Here is a 14716-nt window from a genome sequence, read left to right on the forward strand (position 1 = left end):
TCCCGTTCTACCCCGTCCGCCGCGCCCCGGCGCGGGCGGCGGGAGCTCCGGGGCCCGGGCTCAGGGCCGCAGGGTCGCGCCGACCTGCTCGAGGAGCGCGAGGTCGGCGAGGATCGTCGCGTGCTCGGCGGCGACCCGGCCCGCGTCGTCGGCGGCGTCCGCCGTCGTGCGCGCCGCGGTAGGCGTCGTCGTGGTGGTCCCGGGCGCGAGGACCGCGAGCCCGTGCTCGACCACCGGGGCGAGGTAGTCGGCGTCGAGCACGACCTCGGTGCGCTCGACGCTGCGGGGCGTGCGCACCGCGACCGCGAACCCCGCGGTGGGGTGGGCGCCCGGGTCCAGGAGGAGCAGCCGGACGTCGACACCGCCCAGCCGCGTCGTGGCGACGATCCCGTCCGCCGAGCGCGTCACGACGGGCGGCGACCACGCCGTCCCGGGCGGCGCACCCACGACGGCGCGCGCCGCCTCGACGGCGTGGATGCCGAGGAAGAACAGCCCGTCGCGCTCGTCGTGCGGGTCCGCCGGGCCGGACACCTCGACGGCGAGCCCGGGCGGCGACGCCGCTGGCCCGGGTGGCGCCGTGGGTGCCCCGGCGACGAGCGGCGTGACGGAACCTCCGGCGGCGGTCGCGAGGGCGGCGTGCGCCGCCGCGACCTCGGGGGCGAACCGCAGCGCGGACGCCGTCGTCACGGCCGTGTCGTGTGCGCGCGCCACGTCGAGCGTCGCCCGCGCGTCGGCCACCGACGCGGCGAACGGCTTGTCCACGAGCACCGGGACGCCCGCCGCGAGGAGCGCACGCGTCGCGGCGCCGTGCCGCCGCCCCGCGCGGTGGGCGACGATCGCGGCGTCGACCTTCCCGACGACGTCGGGCACGGTGGTGTCGCCCGCGTCCAGGAGCAGCCCGCCGGCCGCGGCGAGCTCCGCCCGGCGGTCCGGCTCCCCGTCGACGAGCGCCACGAGCCGCACGCCCGGCCAGCGCCGCTCGGCGGCCACGAGTCGCACGTAGTGGTCGGCGTGGGACGAGTCGAGACCGACGAGGGCGAGGCGCAGCACGCGGTCGATCGTCGCACGCTGGTCCGGGCCCGGTCGTCACCACGCCTGGGCGAGCAGCACCGCGAAGAGCTCGTCCGCGTCCGTCTCGAGCCCGCGCCCGGCGAACCACGCGGCCATCGTGCGGCAGTCGCGCAGCAGGAGCTCGGTGCCGAACGGGTTCGCCACGAGGTCCACGACCTGCGGCAGGTCGATGACGACGATCCGCTCGCCGTCCGCCAGGACGTTGTACGGCGACAGGTCGCCGTGCGCGTAGCCGAGCCGGGCGAGCACGGCCATGGCGTCGCGGACCTGGTCCCACCACGACGCGAGGAGGTCGCGGTCGGGCCGCGTGCGCGCGAGCCGGGGCGCGGCCTCGTGCGAGACGCCGTCGGACGTGCCGACGAACTCCATGAGGATCTCGTCGCCGTCGATCTGGACGGGGTACGGGACGGGCGCACCGGCCGACCACAGCTCGCACAGCGCGGCGAACTCCGCCGCGGCCCACTGCCCGGCCGCGACCTGGCGGCCGTAGCGCGACTTGCGGTCGAGGGCGCGACGGTCGCGCGTCCGGCGCACGCGGCGGTCCTCGGTGTAGACGGTGTCGCGCCGGAACGAGCGGTGGTCGAGGTCGCGGTAGCGCTTCGCGGCGAGCAGGCTGCGGCGCGCGGGGTCGCCGGGGACGGCCCGCTCCAGGAGGAAGACGTCCGCCTCCTTGCCGGTCTTGAGCAGGCCGAGCTCGGTGTCGAGGGCCGCGTCGGCCGTCACCACCCAGTCGGGGCGCGGCTCCGGCCCGCGCTGTCCCTTCTCGACGGCGGACCACGTGGACCAGCGCTGGTCGTCACCGAGCGCCGCGTCGAGGACACCGGCCTCGGCCTCGGCGTCGGCCAGGTCGGCGAGGCGCCGCAGACGGCGCGGCGGGGGAGTGCGGGGGTCGCGCGCCAGGGCGGGCGGGAGGGAGAGGTCGGGGTACGGCAGGTCGTGCTCGGGCACGGGGGCTCCTCGGGGGAGGGGAGCGTGCGTCGCCGCGGCCGCCGGACGGGCGGTCGGGGACGGTCGTCGCGAGCGGTCGTGGACCGGTCAGCGGCGGTGGGTGCTCCCGGGGGTGGTGGACACGCGAGCGGGGGTCGTCCAGCTCATGGCGTTCCTCCTCTCCTCCGGTGCCCGACGACGCGGGCGACGTCCTGCGACCGTCTCATCGCCGCGCGGCCCGGCGCAACGGAATTACGGCGGATACGATCGCGCCCATGACGGCGCCGTCGACGAGGGCTGCGGGACTGACGTCACGGGACGTCGAAGAACGCGTCGCCGACGGCAGGGTCAACCGGTTGCCGCCCCGTTCGGGGCGCACGACCTGGGACATCGTCCGGGCCAACACCGCGACGCGGATCAACGCCCTGCTCGGGGTGCTCCTCGTGCTGGCGCTGAGCACGGGCTCGCTCATCAACAGCCTCTTCGGTCTCGCGATCCTCGCCAACGCCGGCATCGGGATCGTCCAGGAGCTGCGCGCGAAGCGCACCCTGGACGCGCTGGCGATCGTGGGGCGGGCGCCCGTGCGCGTGCGCCGCGACGGGGCGGTGACGGAGGTCGACCAGGCGGACGTCGTCGTCGACGACGTCGTCGAGCTCGGCGCCGGGGACCAGGTCGTGGTCGACGGCCCGGTGGTCGAGTCCGCCTCGCTCGAGGTCGACGAGTCCCTCCTCACGGGCGAGGCCGACCCCGTCGTGAAGAGGCCCGGGGACCGGCTCCTGTCCGGGAGCTTCGTGGTGGCCGGGTCGGGCGCCTACCGGGCGACGGACGTCGGCCCGGCCGCGTACGCCGCGCGGCTCGCGCACGAGGCGAGCGCGTTCACGCTCGTGCGCTCGGAGCTGCGGTCCGGCATCGACTCGATCCTGCGGGTCATCACGTGGCTGCTGGTGCCCGCGGGCGTCCTCACGGTGGTGAACCAGCTCGTCATCTCGCGGCAGGGGTTCCGGCAGTCCGTGCTCGGCATGGTCGCGGCCCTCGTGCCCATGGTCCCCGAGGGCCTGGTGCTCCTGACCTCCGTCGCCTTCGCGATCGGCGTGGTCCGGCTCGGCCGACGGCGGTGCCTCGTGCAGGAGCTGCCGGCCATCGAGGGGCTGGCGCGCGTGGACGTGGTGTGCGCGGACAAGACGGGCACGCTCACCGAGAACGGGATGCGCCTCGCCCGGGTGGACGTGCTCGACGGCCCCCGGGACGAGGTGGAGCGCGCCCTGGCGGCGCTCGCCGCCCTCGACCCGCGGCCCAACGCGTCCGTCGCCGCGGTCGCGGAGGGGTTCGCGGACGCACCGGGCTGGTGGGCGACCGCCGTCGTCCCGTTCTCGTCGGCCACGAAGTGGTCCGGCATGTCGTTCGCGGACGCCGACGGCCCGCAGGGGAGCTGGGTGCTCGGCGCGGCGGACGTGCTGCTGGACCCCCGGTCCGCCGTGGTGCAGCAGGCGACGGCCCTCGGCGCCGACGGCCTGCGGGTGCTGCTCCTCGCGTCGACCGACGCCCCGGTCGACGCCGCCGCCCCGGACGGAGGCGCCCCGGGGCACCTCGCCCCGCGGGCGCTCGTCGCGCTCGAGCAGCGGGTGCGCGCGGACGCCCGGCAGACCCTGGACTACTTCGACGCCCAGGGCGTCACGGTGAAGGTCGTCTCGGGCGACAACCCGGTGTCCGTCGCCGCAGTCGCGCGGTCCCTCGGCCTGGGCGGTCCCGAGACGTCGGTCGACGCCCGGACCCTGCCCGCCGACCGCGAGGAGCTCGCGACGGTCGTCGAGGGCGCCACGACGTTCGGCCGGGTGCGACCGGACCAGAAGCGGGCCGTCGTCGGGGCGCTGCAGGCGCGCGGGCACACCGTCGCCATGACGGGGGACGGCGTGAACGACGTGCTGGCCCTCAAGGACGCGGACATCGGCGTGGCGATGGGGTCCGGGAGCCCGGCCGCGCGGTCCGTGGCGCAGATCGTCCTGCTGGACGACCGCTTCGCGACGCTGCCGTCCGTCGTCGGGGAAGGGCGCCGGGTGATCGGGAACATCGAACGGGTCGCGCACCTCTTCCTCACCAAGACCGTGTACGCGGTGGTGCTGGCCGTCCTCGTCGGCCTCGCCGGGGTCGGCGCCCGGCTCCTCGGGGCCGCGCCCGTCTCCTACCCGTTCCTGCCGATCCACGTGACCGTCGCGGCGTGGTTCACCATCGGGGTCCCCGCGTTCGTCATGTCCCTGGCGCCCAACGGCGAGCGGGCGCGCCCGGGCTTCGTGCCCAGGGTGCTCCGGCTCGCGGTGCCCGCGGGCGTCTCGATCGGCGTCATGACCTTCCTGTGCTACCTCGTGGTGGACCCGGGCGCGGGCGGGGCGTCGCTGGGCGGCCCGACGGACACGCTCGCCCCGGCGGAGGTCCGCGCGTCCACCGCTGCGCTCGTCACCCTGCTCGTGGGCGCCCTGTGGGTGCTCGCCGTCGTGGCGCGCCCGTACACGGCGTGGAAGGTCGTCCTGGTCGGCTTCTGCGCGGTGTTCTACGTGGCGCTCTTCAGCGTCCCTGCGGCGAGGGAGCTCCTGTCGCTCGACGTCTCCGACCCCGCGGCGCTCGGCGTCGGCCTGGCGTGCGGCGCGCTCGCGATCCTCCTCACCGAGGCGCTGCGGTGGTCGACGGCGCGCGTCCCCCGCGCCCGCGCCGCCGGCTGAGGACGGGCTCAGGCCGCCCCGGACGCGAGGACCTGGATCGCCGCCACCACGCGCTCGTACGTGCCCAGGGTGTCGAAGCCCATCTGGTCGAGCGCCGACCACACGAACCCGACCGTCGCGTACATCCCGACGGCCGTCGCGAGGATCCACTCGCGCACCGACCCCGTGGAGCCGAGCAGGGGGAGGGCGAAGCTCCCGCTCGGGCGCCACACGTCGTCGACGACGAGCGAGCGCCGCACCCAGCGCGGCGAGCGGATCTTCACCGGCCACAGCAGGGGGGCGCCGTTGGTCGTGAGCACGTCGCCGAGGATGTGGATCGCGACGCCGAGCCCGACCGCGACGGGGAGCCAGTTCCACTCCTCCGGGGAGAACAGGGCGACGAGCACGGCGACGGTGAGCGACGTCACCCACGGCACGAGCTTGCCGCGCCGCGTGAGCTTGAGCGCCTTGAGCGCGAGCGCGACGAGCAGCACGGCGAGCAGCCCGCCGCCGACGTAGACCGTGCCGAAGCTCGCCGTCTCGACCGTGACGAGGCCCGCGAGCCAGGCGAGCGCGGTGAACACCGCGATGCCGAGGAACGAGTGCGTGCCCTGGCGGTGCCCGCCCGCGACCGTCTCCACGGCGTCGGACACCCACTCGCTCACGGGCGGCAGCGAGTGCGCGAACGTGCCGTTGTGGTGGTCGGCGTCGGGGAGGAGCGCGGCCCCGGCGCACACGACCGCACCCGTCATGACCCCGACCGACGACACGGGGTGCCAGCCGAGGGCGAACGGGGCCGTGGACGTCACGGCGATCCACGCCGCCGCACCGGTCGCGGCGTGGTTGGCACCCATCATGGCGGCGCATCTCCTGTCGTCGGGCCCGCGCGCGGTTCGTCGGCGTCGGGAGGTCTGTCCGGAACGTCCGGAACCCTACCCGGTGCCGCCGACAGCCTCGGTCGGTCGCCCGGAACGCCGAGGGCCTTCGCGCCCGCGAGGAGAAAAGTGTGCCAAGCGGCCGAGCGTCATCCGGGGCCGGTCGCCGGAGCTCGACCGACCGAGCCCTGACGGGGGAGGCGGAGGCCGTGTCCTGCGCGGAGGGCGCGCAGGGAGCCGGGGGTGGCACGGGGGGGCGCAGGGCGGGCGAGCTCGTCTGCGGTGAGGAAAGGCCGGCAGGCGGGATATCCGGGTGGTGCGCGGGTCACGGTCGAAGATTCTCCGACGAATTCGAGAAATGGGGTTGTGCGGTTCGGGAAAGGCGCGTACGGTCTACCTCGGTCGACGACATTCCGGTGCGTGGGCCACCCGACACGACCGAGAGGAGCAGTGCCGTGCGCGAACCCGTCCAGCAGGACCGGCGACGTCCCGTCCTGCCCTGCGAGCAGCCGCGCGTCGTGCTGCCCGTGGCGTATCTCAGCGTGTCCTCGTTCCTCGCCGGCTACCCCGGCGGTCCTGTCGTCTGACCACAGCGTCGTCACGACAGGCCGTCCCGGACATCGCCGGGGCGGCCTTTTTCTTGTGCGGGAATGCACACGGTCGGGGTGCATTTATCGTGCCGTCTTTCTGTTCTCTCCGCCGTCGGCGCGCATTTGCCGTGCGCCTGCGGGGAAAAGCACTGCCTTCGTGGTCCAACGGACACGACGCCGCTCTACGGAAGCGGAGACGGGGGTTCGACTCCCTCCGAGGGCACCTGGACGCTCGCGTCCCGTCTGCTCGACGTTAAGGAGCACCAGCGCGCGTAGCTCAGCGGACAGAGCGCCGGCTTCCGGAGCCGGGCGGCGGGGGTTCGAGTCCTCCCGCGCGCACCTCGCCGTCCCTGCCGGGGCGGCGTCATGATCGTCAGGACGACCCGAGGAGGTCAGCATCGTGAGCACCGAGGCCCACACGTTCCCCGTCCCGCTGTCGGGCGCGAAGGCACCCACCCTCATGTGGGCGCACGAGCACGCCGTCGAGCCGGCCGCGCTGCAGCAGCTGCGCAACATCGCCGCGCTGCCGTGGGTCGAGGGCGTGCGCGTCATGCCGGACGTCCACCTCGGCAAGGGCGCGACCGTCGGCTCGGTCATCGCGATGCGCGACGCCGTGTCGCCCAACGCCGTCGGCGTCGACATCGGGTGCGGGATGATCGGCGTCCGCACGTCCCTCACGGCGGAGGACCTGCCCGACGACCTCGGACCGGTCCGCGCGCGCATCGAGGCCGCGATCCCCGTCGGCTTCCACGCGCACGACGAGCCGGTCGACCCGCACCGGCTGCGCTCGATCTCCGGTCGCGGCCCGGCCGAGGTCGCGCGCGGCGCGGACGCGTTCTGGTCGCGGTTCTCCGGGCTGCACGGGCGCGTCTCGGACATCGAGGGTCGCGCGCGCCGTCAGCTCGGGACGCTGGGCGGGGGCAACCACTTCGTCGAACTGTGCACGGACACCGACGGGCAGGTCTGGCTCCAGCTGCACTCGGGGTCGCGCAACATCGGCAAGACGCTCGCGGAGCAGCACGTCGCGGTCGCGAAGCGCCTGGAGCACAACCAGGGGCTCGTCGACCGCGAGCTCGCCGTGTTCCTCGGCGGCACGCCGGAGATGGACGCGTACCTCGCCGACCTGTGGTGGGCGCAGGAGTACGCGGCGCGCTCGCGCGCGGTCATGATGACCCTCGTCGTCGACGCCGTGCGTGCGTCGTTCCCCGGCCGCGAGATCGCGTTCGACGAGGCCGTGAACGTCCACCACAACTACGTCGCGGTCGAGCACGTCGACGGCCAGGAGCTCGTCGTGACCCGCAAGGGCGCGATCCGGGCCGGGAAGGGCGACCTCGGGCTCATCCCGGGCTCCATGGGCACCGGCTCGTACATCGTGCGCGGGCTCGGGAACCCGGAGTCGTACTGGTCGGCGTCGCACGGCGCGGGCCGTCGGATGTCGCGCACGAAGGCGAAGAAGACCTTCACGCTCGACGACCTCGCCGCGCAGACGGCCGGCGTGGAGTGCCGCAAGGACGCCGGGGTGCTCGACGAGATCCCGGCCGCCTACAAGGACCTCGACGAGGTCATCGGTGCCCAGTCCGACCTCGTCGAGGTCGTCGCCCGGCTCACGACGCTCCTCTGCGTTAAGGGCTGACCAGGCGGTCCGGGCGCGGCGAGCAGGTGGTCCTGGCGCGTCCCGAGGTCCGGACGAGCCAGGACCACCTGCTCGGCGCCGGAGGGGTGTCAGAGGCGGGTTCGGGGGAGGCGGACCGCGACGGTGGTGCCGGTGGGGCCGGGCTCGTCCGCCGTCGTGGAGGTCACCGTGATCGTGCCGCCGTGGGCGGTCACGATCGCGTCGACGATCGCGAGCCCGAGGCCCGTGGAGCCGCCGGTGCGGTTGCGGGCGTCGTCGCCGCGCGTGAAACGGCGCAGGAGCGTCGGCCGCAGGGGCGCGGGGATGCCGGGTCCGTCGTCGGCGACGGCGAGCACGACGGCGTCGGCGTCCGCGGTGAGCCGGACGTCCACGTGCGTGCCGGGCAGGGTGTGCGTGCGGGCGTTGGCGAGGAGGTTGGCCAGGACCTGGCGCAGGCTGGCCTCGTCGCCGGTCACCTCGAGGTCGACGGCGTCGTCCGGCAGGTCGTCCGGGTCCGGGGCGCCGGACGCCGGGTCGACGTCGAGGTCGTCCGCGCCGGGCAGGTCGAGCGCCCACTCGTGGTCGGGTCCCGCGGCGTGCGCGTCGGTGACGGCGTCCACGGCGAGCACGGCGAGGTCGACGGGCGCGCGGTCGAGCGGGCGTCCGGCGTCGAGCCGGGCGAGGAGCAGCAGGTCCTCGACGAGGCCGGTCATGCGCACGGCCTCGGCCTCGATGCGGTCGAGCGAGCGCGCGGTCGCGGGCGGCACGTCGTCGGGGGAGCGGCGCACGAGCTCGGCGTACCCGCGGATGGAGGCGAGCGGCGTGCGCAGCTCGTGGCTCGCGTCGGCGACGAACCGCCGCACCTGGGTCTCGGAGTCGTGGCGCGCCTGGAGCGAGGTCTCGACGTTCTCGAGCATCCGGTTGAGCGCGGCGCCCACCTGGCCGACCTCCGTGCGCTCGTCGGTGAGGTCGTCCGGGACGCGCGGGATGGCGTCGATCTCGCCCTGCGCGAGCTCGAGCTCGGAGACGCGGCCCGCGGCGGCGGCGACGTCGTCGAGCGGGCGCAGCGAGCGCCGCACGAGCCAGGTGCCGAGGAGCACGGCCGCGAGGAGCCCGGCTGCGCCGAGCGCGGCCTCGACGAGCACGTAGCTCTCGACCGTCGCGTCGACCTGGGCGGTGCTCGACGCGACGACGACGGGCTGCCCGTCCGCGGTGGTGCGGTGCACGGCGCGGAACGACCCGAGGTCGGGGAGGTCGACGTCGTGCGCGGCGCCGTCGGCGGGGACGTTCTCGAGCGCCGCGACCTGGGCGTCGTCGAGCGCCACGCGCTGGAGGTCCGGGGTGACGTACTCCGCGAGGACGAGCGCGCCGCCGTCGTACCGCAGCACGGCGCTGCCGGGGCCGGTGCCCGCGGGGAAGCGCGACGGGTCGTCGGGCCCGCCGGGCTCCGGCCCGGACGCGTCGCCGGTGCCGTCCGGGGGCTGCGCGGGGCCGTCGCCGTGGGCGAGCCGGTCGCTCGCCTGGCGCAGCTCGTGGTCGACCTGGGCGACGAGCTGGGTGCGCAGCACGACGGCGGACGCGACGGCGAGCCCGACGGTGACGAGCAGCACGACGGTCGCGAGCACGAGCACGAGGCGCCGGCGCAGCGCGGTGGGCCGCCGGTCCCTGCCGGTGGCCGTCGGGCGGGTCCCGCCGAGGTCAGGCACGGGTGCTCTCCGCGTCGGCGGCGGGCTTGAGCACGTACCCGACGCCGCGCAGCGTGTGGATCATGGGCGCGCGGCCCTTGTCGATCTTGCGGCGCAGGTAGGAGACGTAGAGCTCGACGATGTTGGCCTGGCCGCCGAAGTCGTAGTTCCAGACGCGGTCGAGGATCTGCGCCTTGGACAGCACGCGGCGCGGGTTGCGCATGAGGTACCGCAGGAGCTCGAACTCGGTCGCGGTGAGCCGGATCTCCTCGCCGGCGCGCCGCACCTCGTGCGCGTCCTCGTCGAGCTCGAGGTCGCCGACGACGAGCACGGAGTCCTCGCGCTGGGCGGTCGCACCGCCGCGGCGCAGCAGCCCGCGCAGCCGGGCGACGACCTCCTCCAGGCTGAACGGCTTGGTCACGTAGTCGTCGCCGCCCGCGGTGAGCCCGGCGACGCGGTCCTCGACGGCGTCGCGCGCGGTGAGGAACAGCACGGGCACGTCGGCGTCGCGCTCGCGCAGGCGGCGCAGGACGGTGAGCCCGTCCATGTCGGGGAGCATGACGTCGAGCACGACGACGTCCGGCCCGGTCTCCCGCGCGGTGCGGATCGCGGTGTGACCGTCGAGCGCGGTGGAGACGTCCCAGCCCTCGTACCGCAGCGCCGAGGTGAGCAGCTCGGCGAGGTTCGGCTCGTCGTCGACCACGAGCACGCGGACGGGGGAGCCGTCCGGGCGCGTGAGGCGCGGCTGGTCCGGGCGGCCGACGGGGGCGGGGGCTGTGGTCATGCTCCCAGGGTCGCGCGCGACGCGGAGGCGTGCCTGTGGTGACCCTGTGCGCTCGCTGTGCCCCGAGGCCGGCCCGGCCGCCGCCCGACGCGCGCCGCGGGCCGGGGTGAGAAACCGCAGTCGCGAGTCGTTGAAACCTTGACTTTTGTGCGCCTGCCGTCAAAACTCGCTGCATCGGCAGCAGCCGACGTCCACGCACGCAGGAGTGCGCGCGTCGCCCCGTGGGGTCGCCGTCGGCGACCCTCCGGCTCGCGCTCTCGACGACGAGGGAGAAGCACGCATGGATTTGTTCAGCGGCATGACGTTCCGGCGGGCGGTGGCTGCGGCCGCCGCGCTGCCGCTCGTGGGCGGTGCCACGCTCATGACCGCGGGCCCGGCGGCCGCCGACGAGGAGGACTACAAGATCCTCGTCGTGGGGGAGACGCTCGGCTTCCGCCACTCGCACATCGACGACACCACGCGCGCGCTCATCGAGCTCGGCGCCGACAACGGCTTCACGGTCGACGTGTGGGACCCGCCGAACAGCTCGGCGGGGTGGTGGGGCAGCGGTTCGCCCGGCCAGCCCGACCTGACGATGGACTCCTCGCCGTTCACGAGCGCCGAGGACCTCGCGCAGTACGCGACCATCGTCTTCGCGTCGCCGGTCGACAACACGAACTCCCTCAACCCGGCCACGCCGCGCCTCCTGGACGACGCCGAGCTCGCCGCGTTCCAGGGCTACATCCGGGGCGGTGGCGGGTTCGTGGGCCTGCACGCGGCGACGGACACGATGCACACCGTGCCCTGGTACAGCCAGCTCACGGGCGGCGGCGCACGGTTCGTCAGCCACCCGCAGCAGCAGACGGCGACGATGCGCGTCGAGAGCCCGGGCCACCCCTCGACGGCGCACCTGCCCGCCGTCTGGGAGCGGTTCGACGAGTGGTACAACTACACGACCAACCCGCGCGAGGACGTCCACGTCCTCATCACGCTCGACGAGTCGACGTACAACCCGGGCAACAACGCGATGGGCGAGGACCACCCGATCGCGTGGTGCCAGAACTTCGAGGGCGGTCGCTCCTGGTACGAGGGCGCCGGGCACACCGACGCCTCGTGGACCGACCCGCTGTTCCTCGAGCACGTCCTCAAGGGCGTCGAGTGGACCGCGGGCGTCGTCGAGGGCGGCGGCAACTGCGTCACCTTCGGCGAGGTCGACGAGCTCGTGGCGGGCCTGAACACCTCCGCGGTGGGCGACGGCGTCATCGCCGGCGCGATCTCGTCGCTGCTCGGCAGCGCGCGCAGCGCGGCCGACGCGGACGACCCCGCGACGGCCGTCCAGGTGCTCGGCGGCGCGCGGTCGCTCGTCGACCACCTGTCGGCGGCGGCGGGCGACCGCGCGCTGCTCGGCACGAAGATCGACGACCTCGTCGACTGGCAGTCGGCGCTCGTCGACGACGGCCCCGCGCTCGACCTCTCGGCCGAGGCCGAGCTGCGCACCATGGGCGGCAAGCAGTACCTCGCGGTCCGGGTGGTCAACCAGGACGACACGGCCGTGGACCTCACGGTCACCACGCCGTACGGGACCAAGGAGTTCGCGGCCGTCGCGCCGACCAAGAACGCCTACCAGGCCTTCGCGACGCGCCTCGTCGAGGTGCCCGCGGGGCAGGTGACGGTCACCGCCACCGCCGAGCGTGACGGCGAGACGGTCACCGAGGAGCTCGTGGTCGACTTCAGCGGCACCGCCTGACGCCTCCCCGGCCCAGCAAGCACGACGCCCGTCGCACCTCGGTGCGGCGGGCGTCGTCGCGCGCGGGGCGGGCGGTGGGCGAGGTGTGATCTCGCGCACGCCGCGTGATGATCCGCGCCGCACCGCGTCCTCACTCCTGGACGACCGTCCAGGAGTGAAGGAGAAAGCCCGTGCCCCCCATCGCCCGACCCCCGCGCCACCGCGCCCGACCCGGACGCCGCGCCCTCACGGCCGCCGTCGCGCTGCTGCTGGCCGTGCTCGGCCTCGCCGCCGTCCCGACGACCGCGAGCGCCGCCGAGCTCGACGCCATCACCGGCGTCGAGATCACCCGTCCCACCGGTGCGATCCACCAGGGGGACTCGATCCGTCTCGACGCCACGTGGGCGGTGTCCGACGACGCGCGCCCGGGCGACACGTTCCGTCTCGCGCTGCCCACGAGCCCGCGCGTCGCCGGGTTCGCCGACACGTTCGAGCTGACGGACCCGGCGGGCGCCGTGGTCGGCACGTGCACCGTCGACGAGACGCAGTTCCTGTGCACGCTCGGCGACTACGTCCTCGACCACACGGGCGTCGGCGGGACGGTGTACTTCTGGGCCCAGGTGACAGAGACGAGCGACGCGGAGGTGCTCGTGTTCACCACCGGCGGCGGCGTGGAGATCCGCGTCGACGTCCCCGGCGGCATCGGGGAGGGCGAGGGCGGTGGCGGCTGGCAGCCGCCCACCTCGCCGGTCAAGGGCGGCTGGTACGACCGCGCCGCGGGCGTCGTGCGCTGGGACGTGTACGTGCCCGGGCAGTTCCTCACGGGACCGGACGGGTCGCCCGTCGTGCTCACGGACACGTTCGACCGCCGCCTGACGCTCGTCGAGGACAGCGTCGGCGTGCTCGCGGTGCCCGTCGACCGGTGGGACGACGGCGACTTCTGGGGCTCGGGATTCTGGCTGGACCCGGCGAACTACGTCGTCGAGGCGGGGCCGGGCGCGAACCAGTTCCGGTTGAGCGTGCCGGACGCCCACGGCGCCGACCACGTCTACGTGCTGTCCTACGCGACGACGGTCCCGGCCGACGCGCGCGACGGCGACCGCTACGAGAACACCGTCACCGGCCTGGCGTCCGGCGACGTCGTGGCGTCGGCGGAGTACGCGGGCGCCGGCGGCACGGGCGGGGGCGAGGGCGTGCGCACGATCCGGCTCGCCAAGCGCGTCGACGGCGACGCGGCGCAGGGCGTGACGGGACCGTTCGCGTTCGAGCTCGTCTGCACGGGCGCGCAGGGCGAGGCGCTCGCCGGCTTCCCGCGCTCGGCCACCGTCTCGGCGGGGGCGAGCACGACGTTCGCGGGCGTGCCGGTCGGGTCCGTGTGCTCCCTGACCGAGATCGACGACGGCGGCGCGGACCGCGTGGCCTTCGCCCCCGCGGGGCCGATCGAGGTGACGGCGGCGTCGCCCGCGACGATCGACGTCGTCGCGACGAACACCTTCGACGCGCACGTCGGCGGGGTGGCCGTGACCAAGCGCGTGACGGGGCCCGCCGCGTCGGGGGTGCCGACGGGGACCACGTACCCGGTCGGCTACGCGTACGACGGGCCCGAGGGCGAGGTGACCGGGGAGCTCGTGCTCACGGACGGTGGCACCGAGGTGCTCCCGGACCTGCCGGCCGGGACGGTCGTGACGCTCACCGAGGCGGCTCCCGCGGCCCTCGACGGCGTCGCGTGGCGGGCGCCGGCGTTCGCGGGCGACGGGGTCGAGGTGCTCGACGACGGCTCCGCGCGCGTCGTCGTCGGGGACGGGACGACGGTCGAGGTCGTGCTGACGAACACCGCGGACGTGCCCGTCGTCCCCGACGGGCCCGGTGCCGAGGGGCAGCGGCCGGGCACCGCGGCGACGCCACCGAGCGGTGGCCTGGCGACGACCGGAGCCGGGCTCGGCGCCGCCGTCCTCCTCGCGGCGCTGCTCGTGGCGGCCGGCACCGTCGTCGTGCGGCGTCACGCCCGCGGCTGAGGCGACCGTGGCGCCCCCGCGGCGTCACGGCGAGCACGCCTCGCCGTGACGGCGCGGGGGTGCGCGGGCCTCGTCAGGCGAGCTGGAGGGTCGTGAGGCAGGTGGGGTCGTCGTCGCGCGTCGAGACGGTCGTGGTGCCGACCCGGCCGTCGTGCTCGACGCGCAGCTCCGCGTCGACGTCGCGCGGGAGCCAGTAGCCCACGAAGCCGTTGGCCCCGAGCGTCGTGTCCTCCTCGACGAGCACGTCGCCGGTGGCCGCGTCGACCACGGTCACCGAGACCGGCTCGCTCGCGAGCTCGCCCTGGCACGTGGTGAGCGAGTGGTAGAAGCACTCGTGCGTCTCGTCCACGAAGGGCGCGACGGAGAGGTAGAACGTGTCCTCGGGGAGCGGGACGGTGGTCTCGTACGACTCGTCGGCGAGCACGAGCTCCGCCGCGCGGACGGAGGCCACGAGGTCGGTCGGCCGGTCGGCCGTCTCGAGCCCTTCGAGCCGGTCGACGACCTCCTGGCCGCTGAGCCCGGTGAGGTCGTGGCGGTCGAGCAGGGCGTCCAGCGCGGAGGGCTCCGGGGGCCCGCCGGAGCAGCCGGCGAGCACGAGGGCCGTGGCGGCCACGGCGGCCACGAGGGTCGGGAGGGCACGTCGTCTCATGCGCCGATCCTCTCAGAGCGCGACGCCCTGACCAGGGCCGGAGGTCCCGGACGCGCCGACGGCCGGGACCCTGGCGGGCCCCGGCCGTGCGGGTGGCGGACGGCGTCGCG

Annotated in this window: 11 protein-coding genes and 2 tRNA genes; 7 read left to right on the plus strand and 6 right to left on the minus strand. The window is 75.1% G+C overall.

Annotation, left to right across the window (positions count from 1 at the left end; all coding sequences use genetic code 11):
- Positions 1-60: 60 nt before the first annotated feature.
- Positions 61-1050 (minus strand): Gfo/Idh/MocA family oxidoreductase, encoded by a 990-nt coding sequence (locus tag GWJ10_RS10695; protein ID WP_163187378.1) that lies wholly within the window; start codon positions 1048-1050, stop codon positions 61-63.
- A 36-nt stretch (positions 1051-1086) separates the two neighbouring features.
- On the minus strand, positions 1087-2019 hold the full coding sequence (locus tag GWJ10_RS10700) for an RIO1 family regulatory kinase/ATPase (RefSeq protein ID WP_306303303.1): 933 nt from the start codon (positions 2017-2019) through the stop codon (positions 1087-1089).
- A 254-nt stretch (positions 2020-2273) separates the two neighbouring features.
- Here GWJ10_RS10700 and GWJ10_RS10705 point away from each other — a divergent pair, with 254 nt between their 5' ends.
- Entirely contained in the window at positions 2274-4712 is a 2439-nt protein-coding gene (locus GWJ10_RS10705; protein ID WP_163187380.1) for an HAD-IC family P-type ATPase, read from the plus strand.
- 8 nt (positions 4713-4720) lie between these two features.
- Here the strand turns inward: GWJ10_RS10705 and GWJ10_RS10710 are convergent, their stop codons facing one another.
- Positions 4721-5548 carry a metal-dependent hydrolase gene (locus tag GWJ10_RS10710; protein ID WP_061267388.1) on the minus strand — a complete coding sequence of 276 codons (828 nt, stop codon included), beginning with the start codon at positions 5546-5548 and terminating at the stop codon, positions 4721-4723.
- Between the two features lie 473 nt (positions 5549-6021).
- Here GWJ10_RS10710 and GWJ10_RS20010 point away from each other — a divergent pair, with 473 nt between their 5' ends.
- From GWJ10_RS20010 to GWJ10_RS10725, 4 genes are all read left to right on the plus strand, one after another.
- Positions 6022-6153 carry a hypothetical protein gene (locus tag GWJ10_RS20010; RefSeq protein ID WP_277394950.1) on the plus strand — a complete coding sequence of 44 codons (132 nt, stop codon included), beginning with the start codon at positions 6022-6024 and terminating at the stop codon, positions 6151-6153.
- Between the two features lie 154 nt (positions 6154-6307).
- Positions 6308-6379: transfer RNA gene (locus GWJ10_RS10715), tRNA-Arg, on the plus strand.
- A gap of 43 nt (positions 6380-6422) precedes the next feature.
- A tRNA-Arg gene (locus GWJ10_RS10720) sits at positions 6423-6495 on the plus strand.
- A 121-nt stretch (positions 6496-6616) separates the two neighbouring features.
- A complete protein-coding gene (locus GWJ10_RS10725; protein ID WP_163187662.1) occupies positions 6617-7789 on the plus strand; it encodes an RtcB family protein in 1173 nt (390 codons plus the stop codon).
- 89 nt (positions 7790-7878) lie between these two features.
- Here the strand turns inward: GWJ10_RS10725 and GWJ10_RS10730 are convergent, their stop codons facing one another.
- Together GWJ10_RS10730 and GWJ10_RS10735 are read right to left on the minus strand one after the other, a co-directional pair.
- Positions 7879-9474, minus strand: coding sequence for a HAMP domain-containing sensor histidine kinase (locus GWJ10_RS10730; protein WP_163187382.1), 1596 nt, complete (start codon positions 9472-9474; stop codon positions 7879-7881).
- The gene (locus tag GWJ10_RS10735; RefSeq protein ID WP_163187384.1) at positions 9467-10237 is read right to left on the minus strand and encodes a response regulator transcription factor; all 771 of its coding nucleotides are present in this window, start codon (positions 10235-10237) and stop codon (positions 9467-9469) included. Before GWJ10_RS10735 ends, GWJ10_RS10730 begins: the two co-directional genes overlap by 8 nt.
- Positions 10238-10517: 280 nt before the next feature.
- On the opposite strand from GWJ10_RS10735, the gene GWJ10_RS10740 reads away from it, so the two are divergent.
- Both GWJ10_RS10740 and GWJ10_RS10745 read left to right on the plus strand, forming a co-directional pair.
- Entirely contained in the window at positions 10518-11963 is a 1446-nt protein-coding gene (locus GWJ10_RS10740; protein WP_081599940.1) for a ThuA domain-containing protein, read from the plus strand.
- A 170-nt stretch (positions 11964-12133) separates the two neighbouring features.
- Positions 12134-13957 (plus strand): DUF5979 domain-containing protein, encoded by a 1824-nt coding sequence (locus GWJ10_RS10745; RefSeq protein WP_163187386.1) that lies wholly within the window; start codon positions 12134-12136, stop codon positions 13955-13957.
- Between the two features lie 73 nt (positions 13958-14030).
- Here the strand turns inward: GWJ10_RS10745 and GWJ10_RS10750 are convergent, their stop codons facing one another.
- The gene (locus GWJ10_RS10750; RefSeq protein ID WP_163187388.1) at positions 14031-14606 is read right to left on the minus strand and encodes a CueP family metal-binding protein; all 576 of its coding nucleotides are present in this window, start codon (positions 14604-14606) and stop codon (positions 14031-14033) included.
- Positions 14607-14716 lie beyond the last annotated feature (110 nt).

This window comes from Cellulosimicrobium sp. SL-1 (assembly GCF_011033075.1).
GTDB lineage: Bacteria > Actinomycetota > Actinomycetes > Actinomycetales > Cellulomonadaceae > Cellulosimicrobium > Cellulosimicrobium funkei.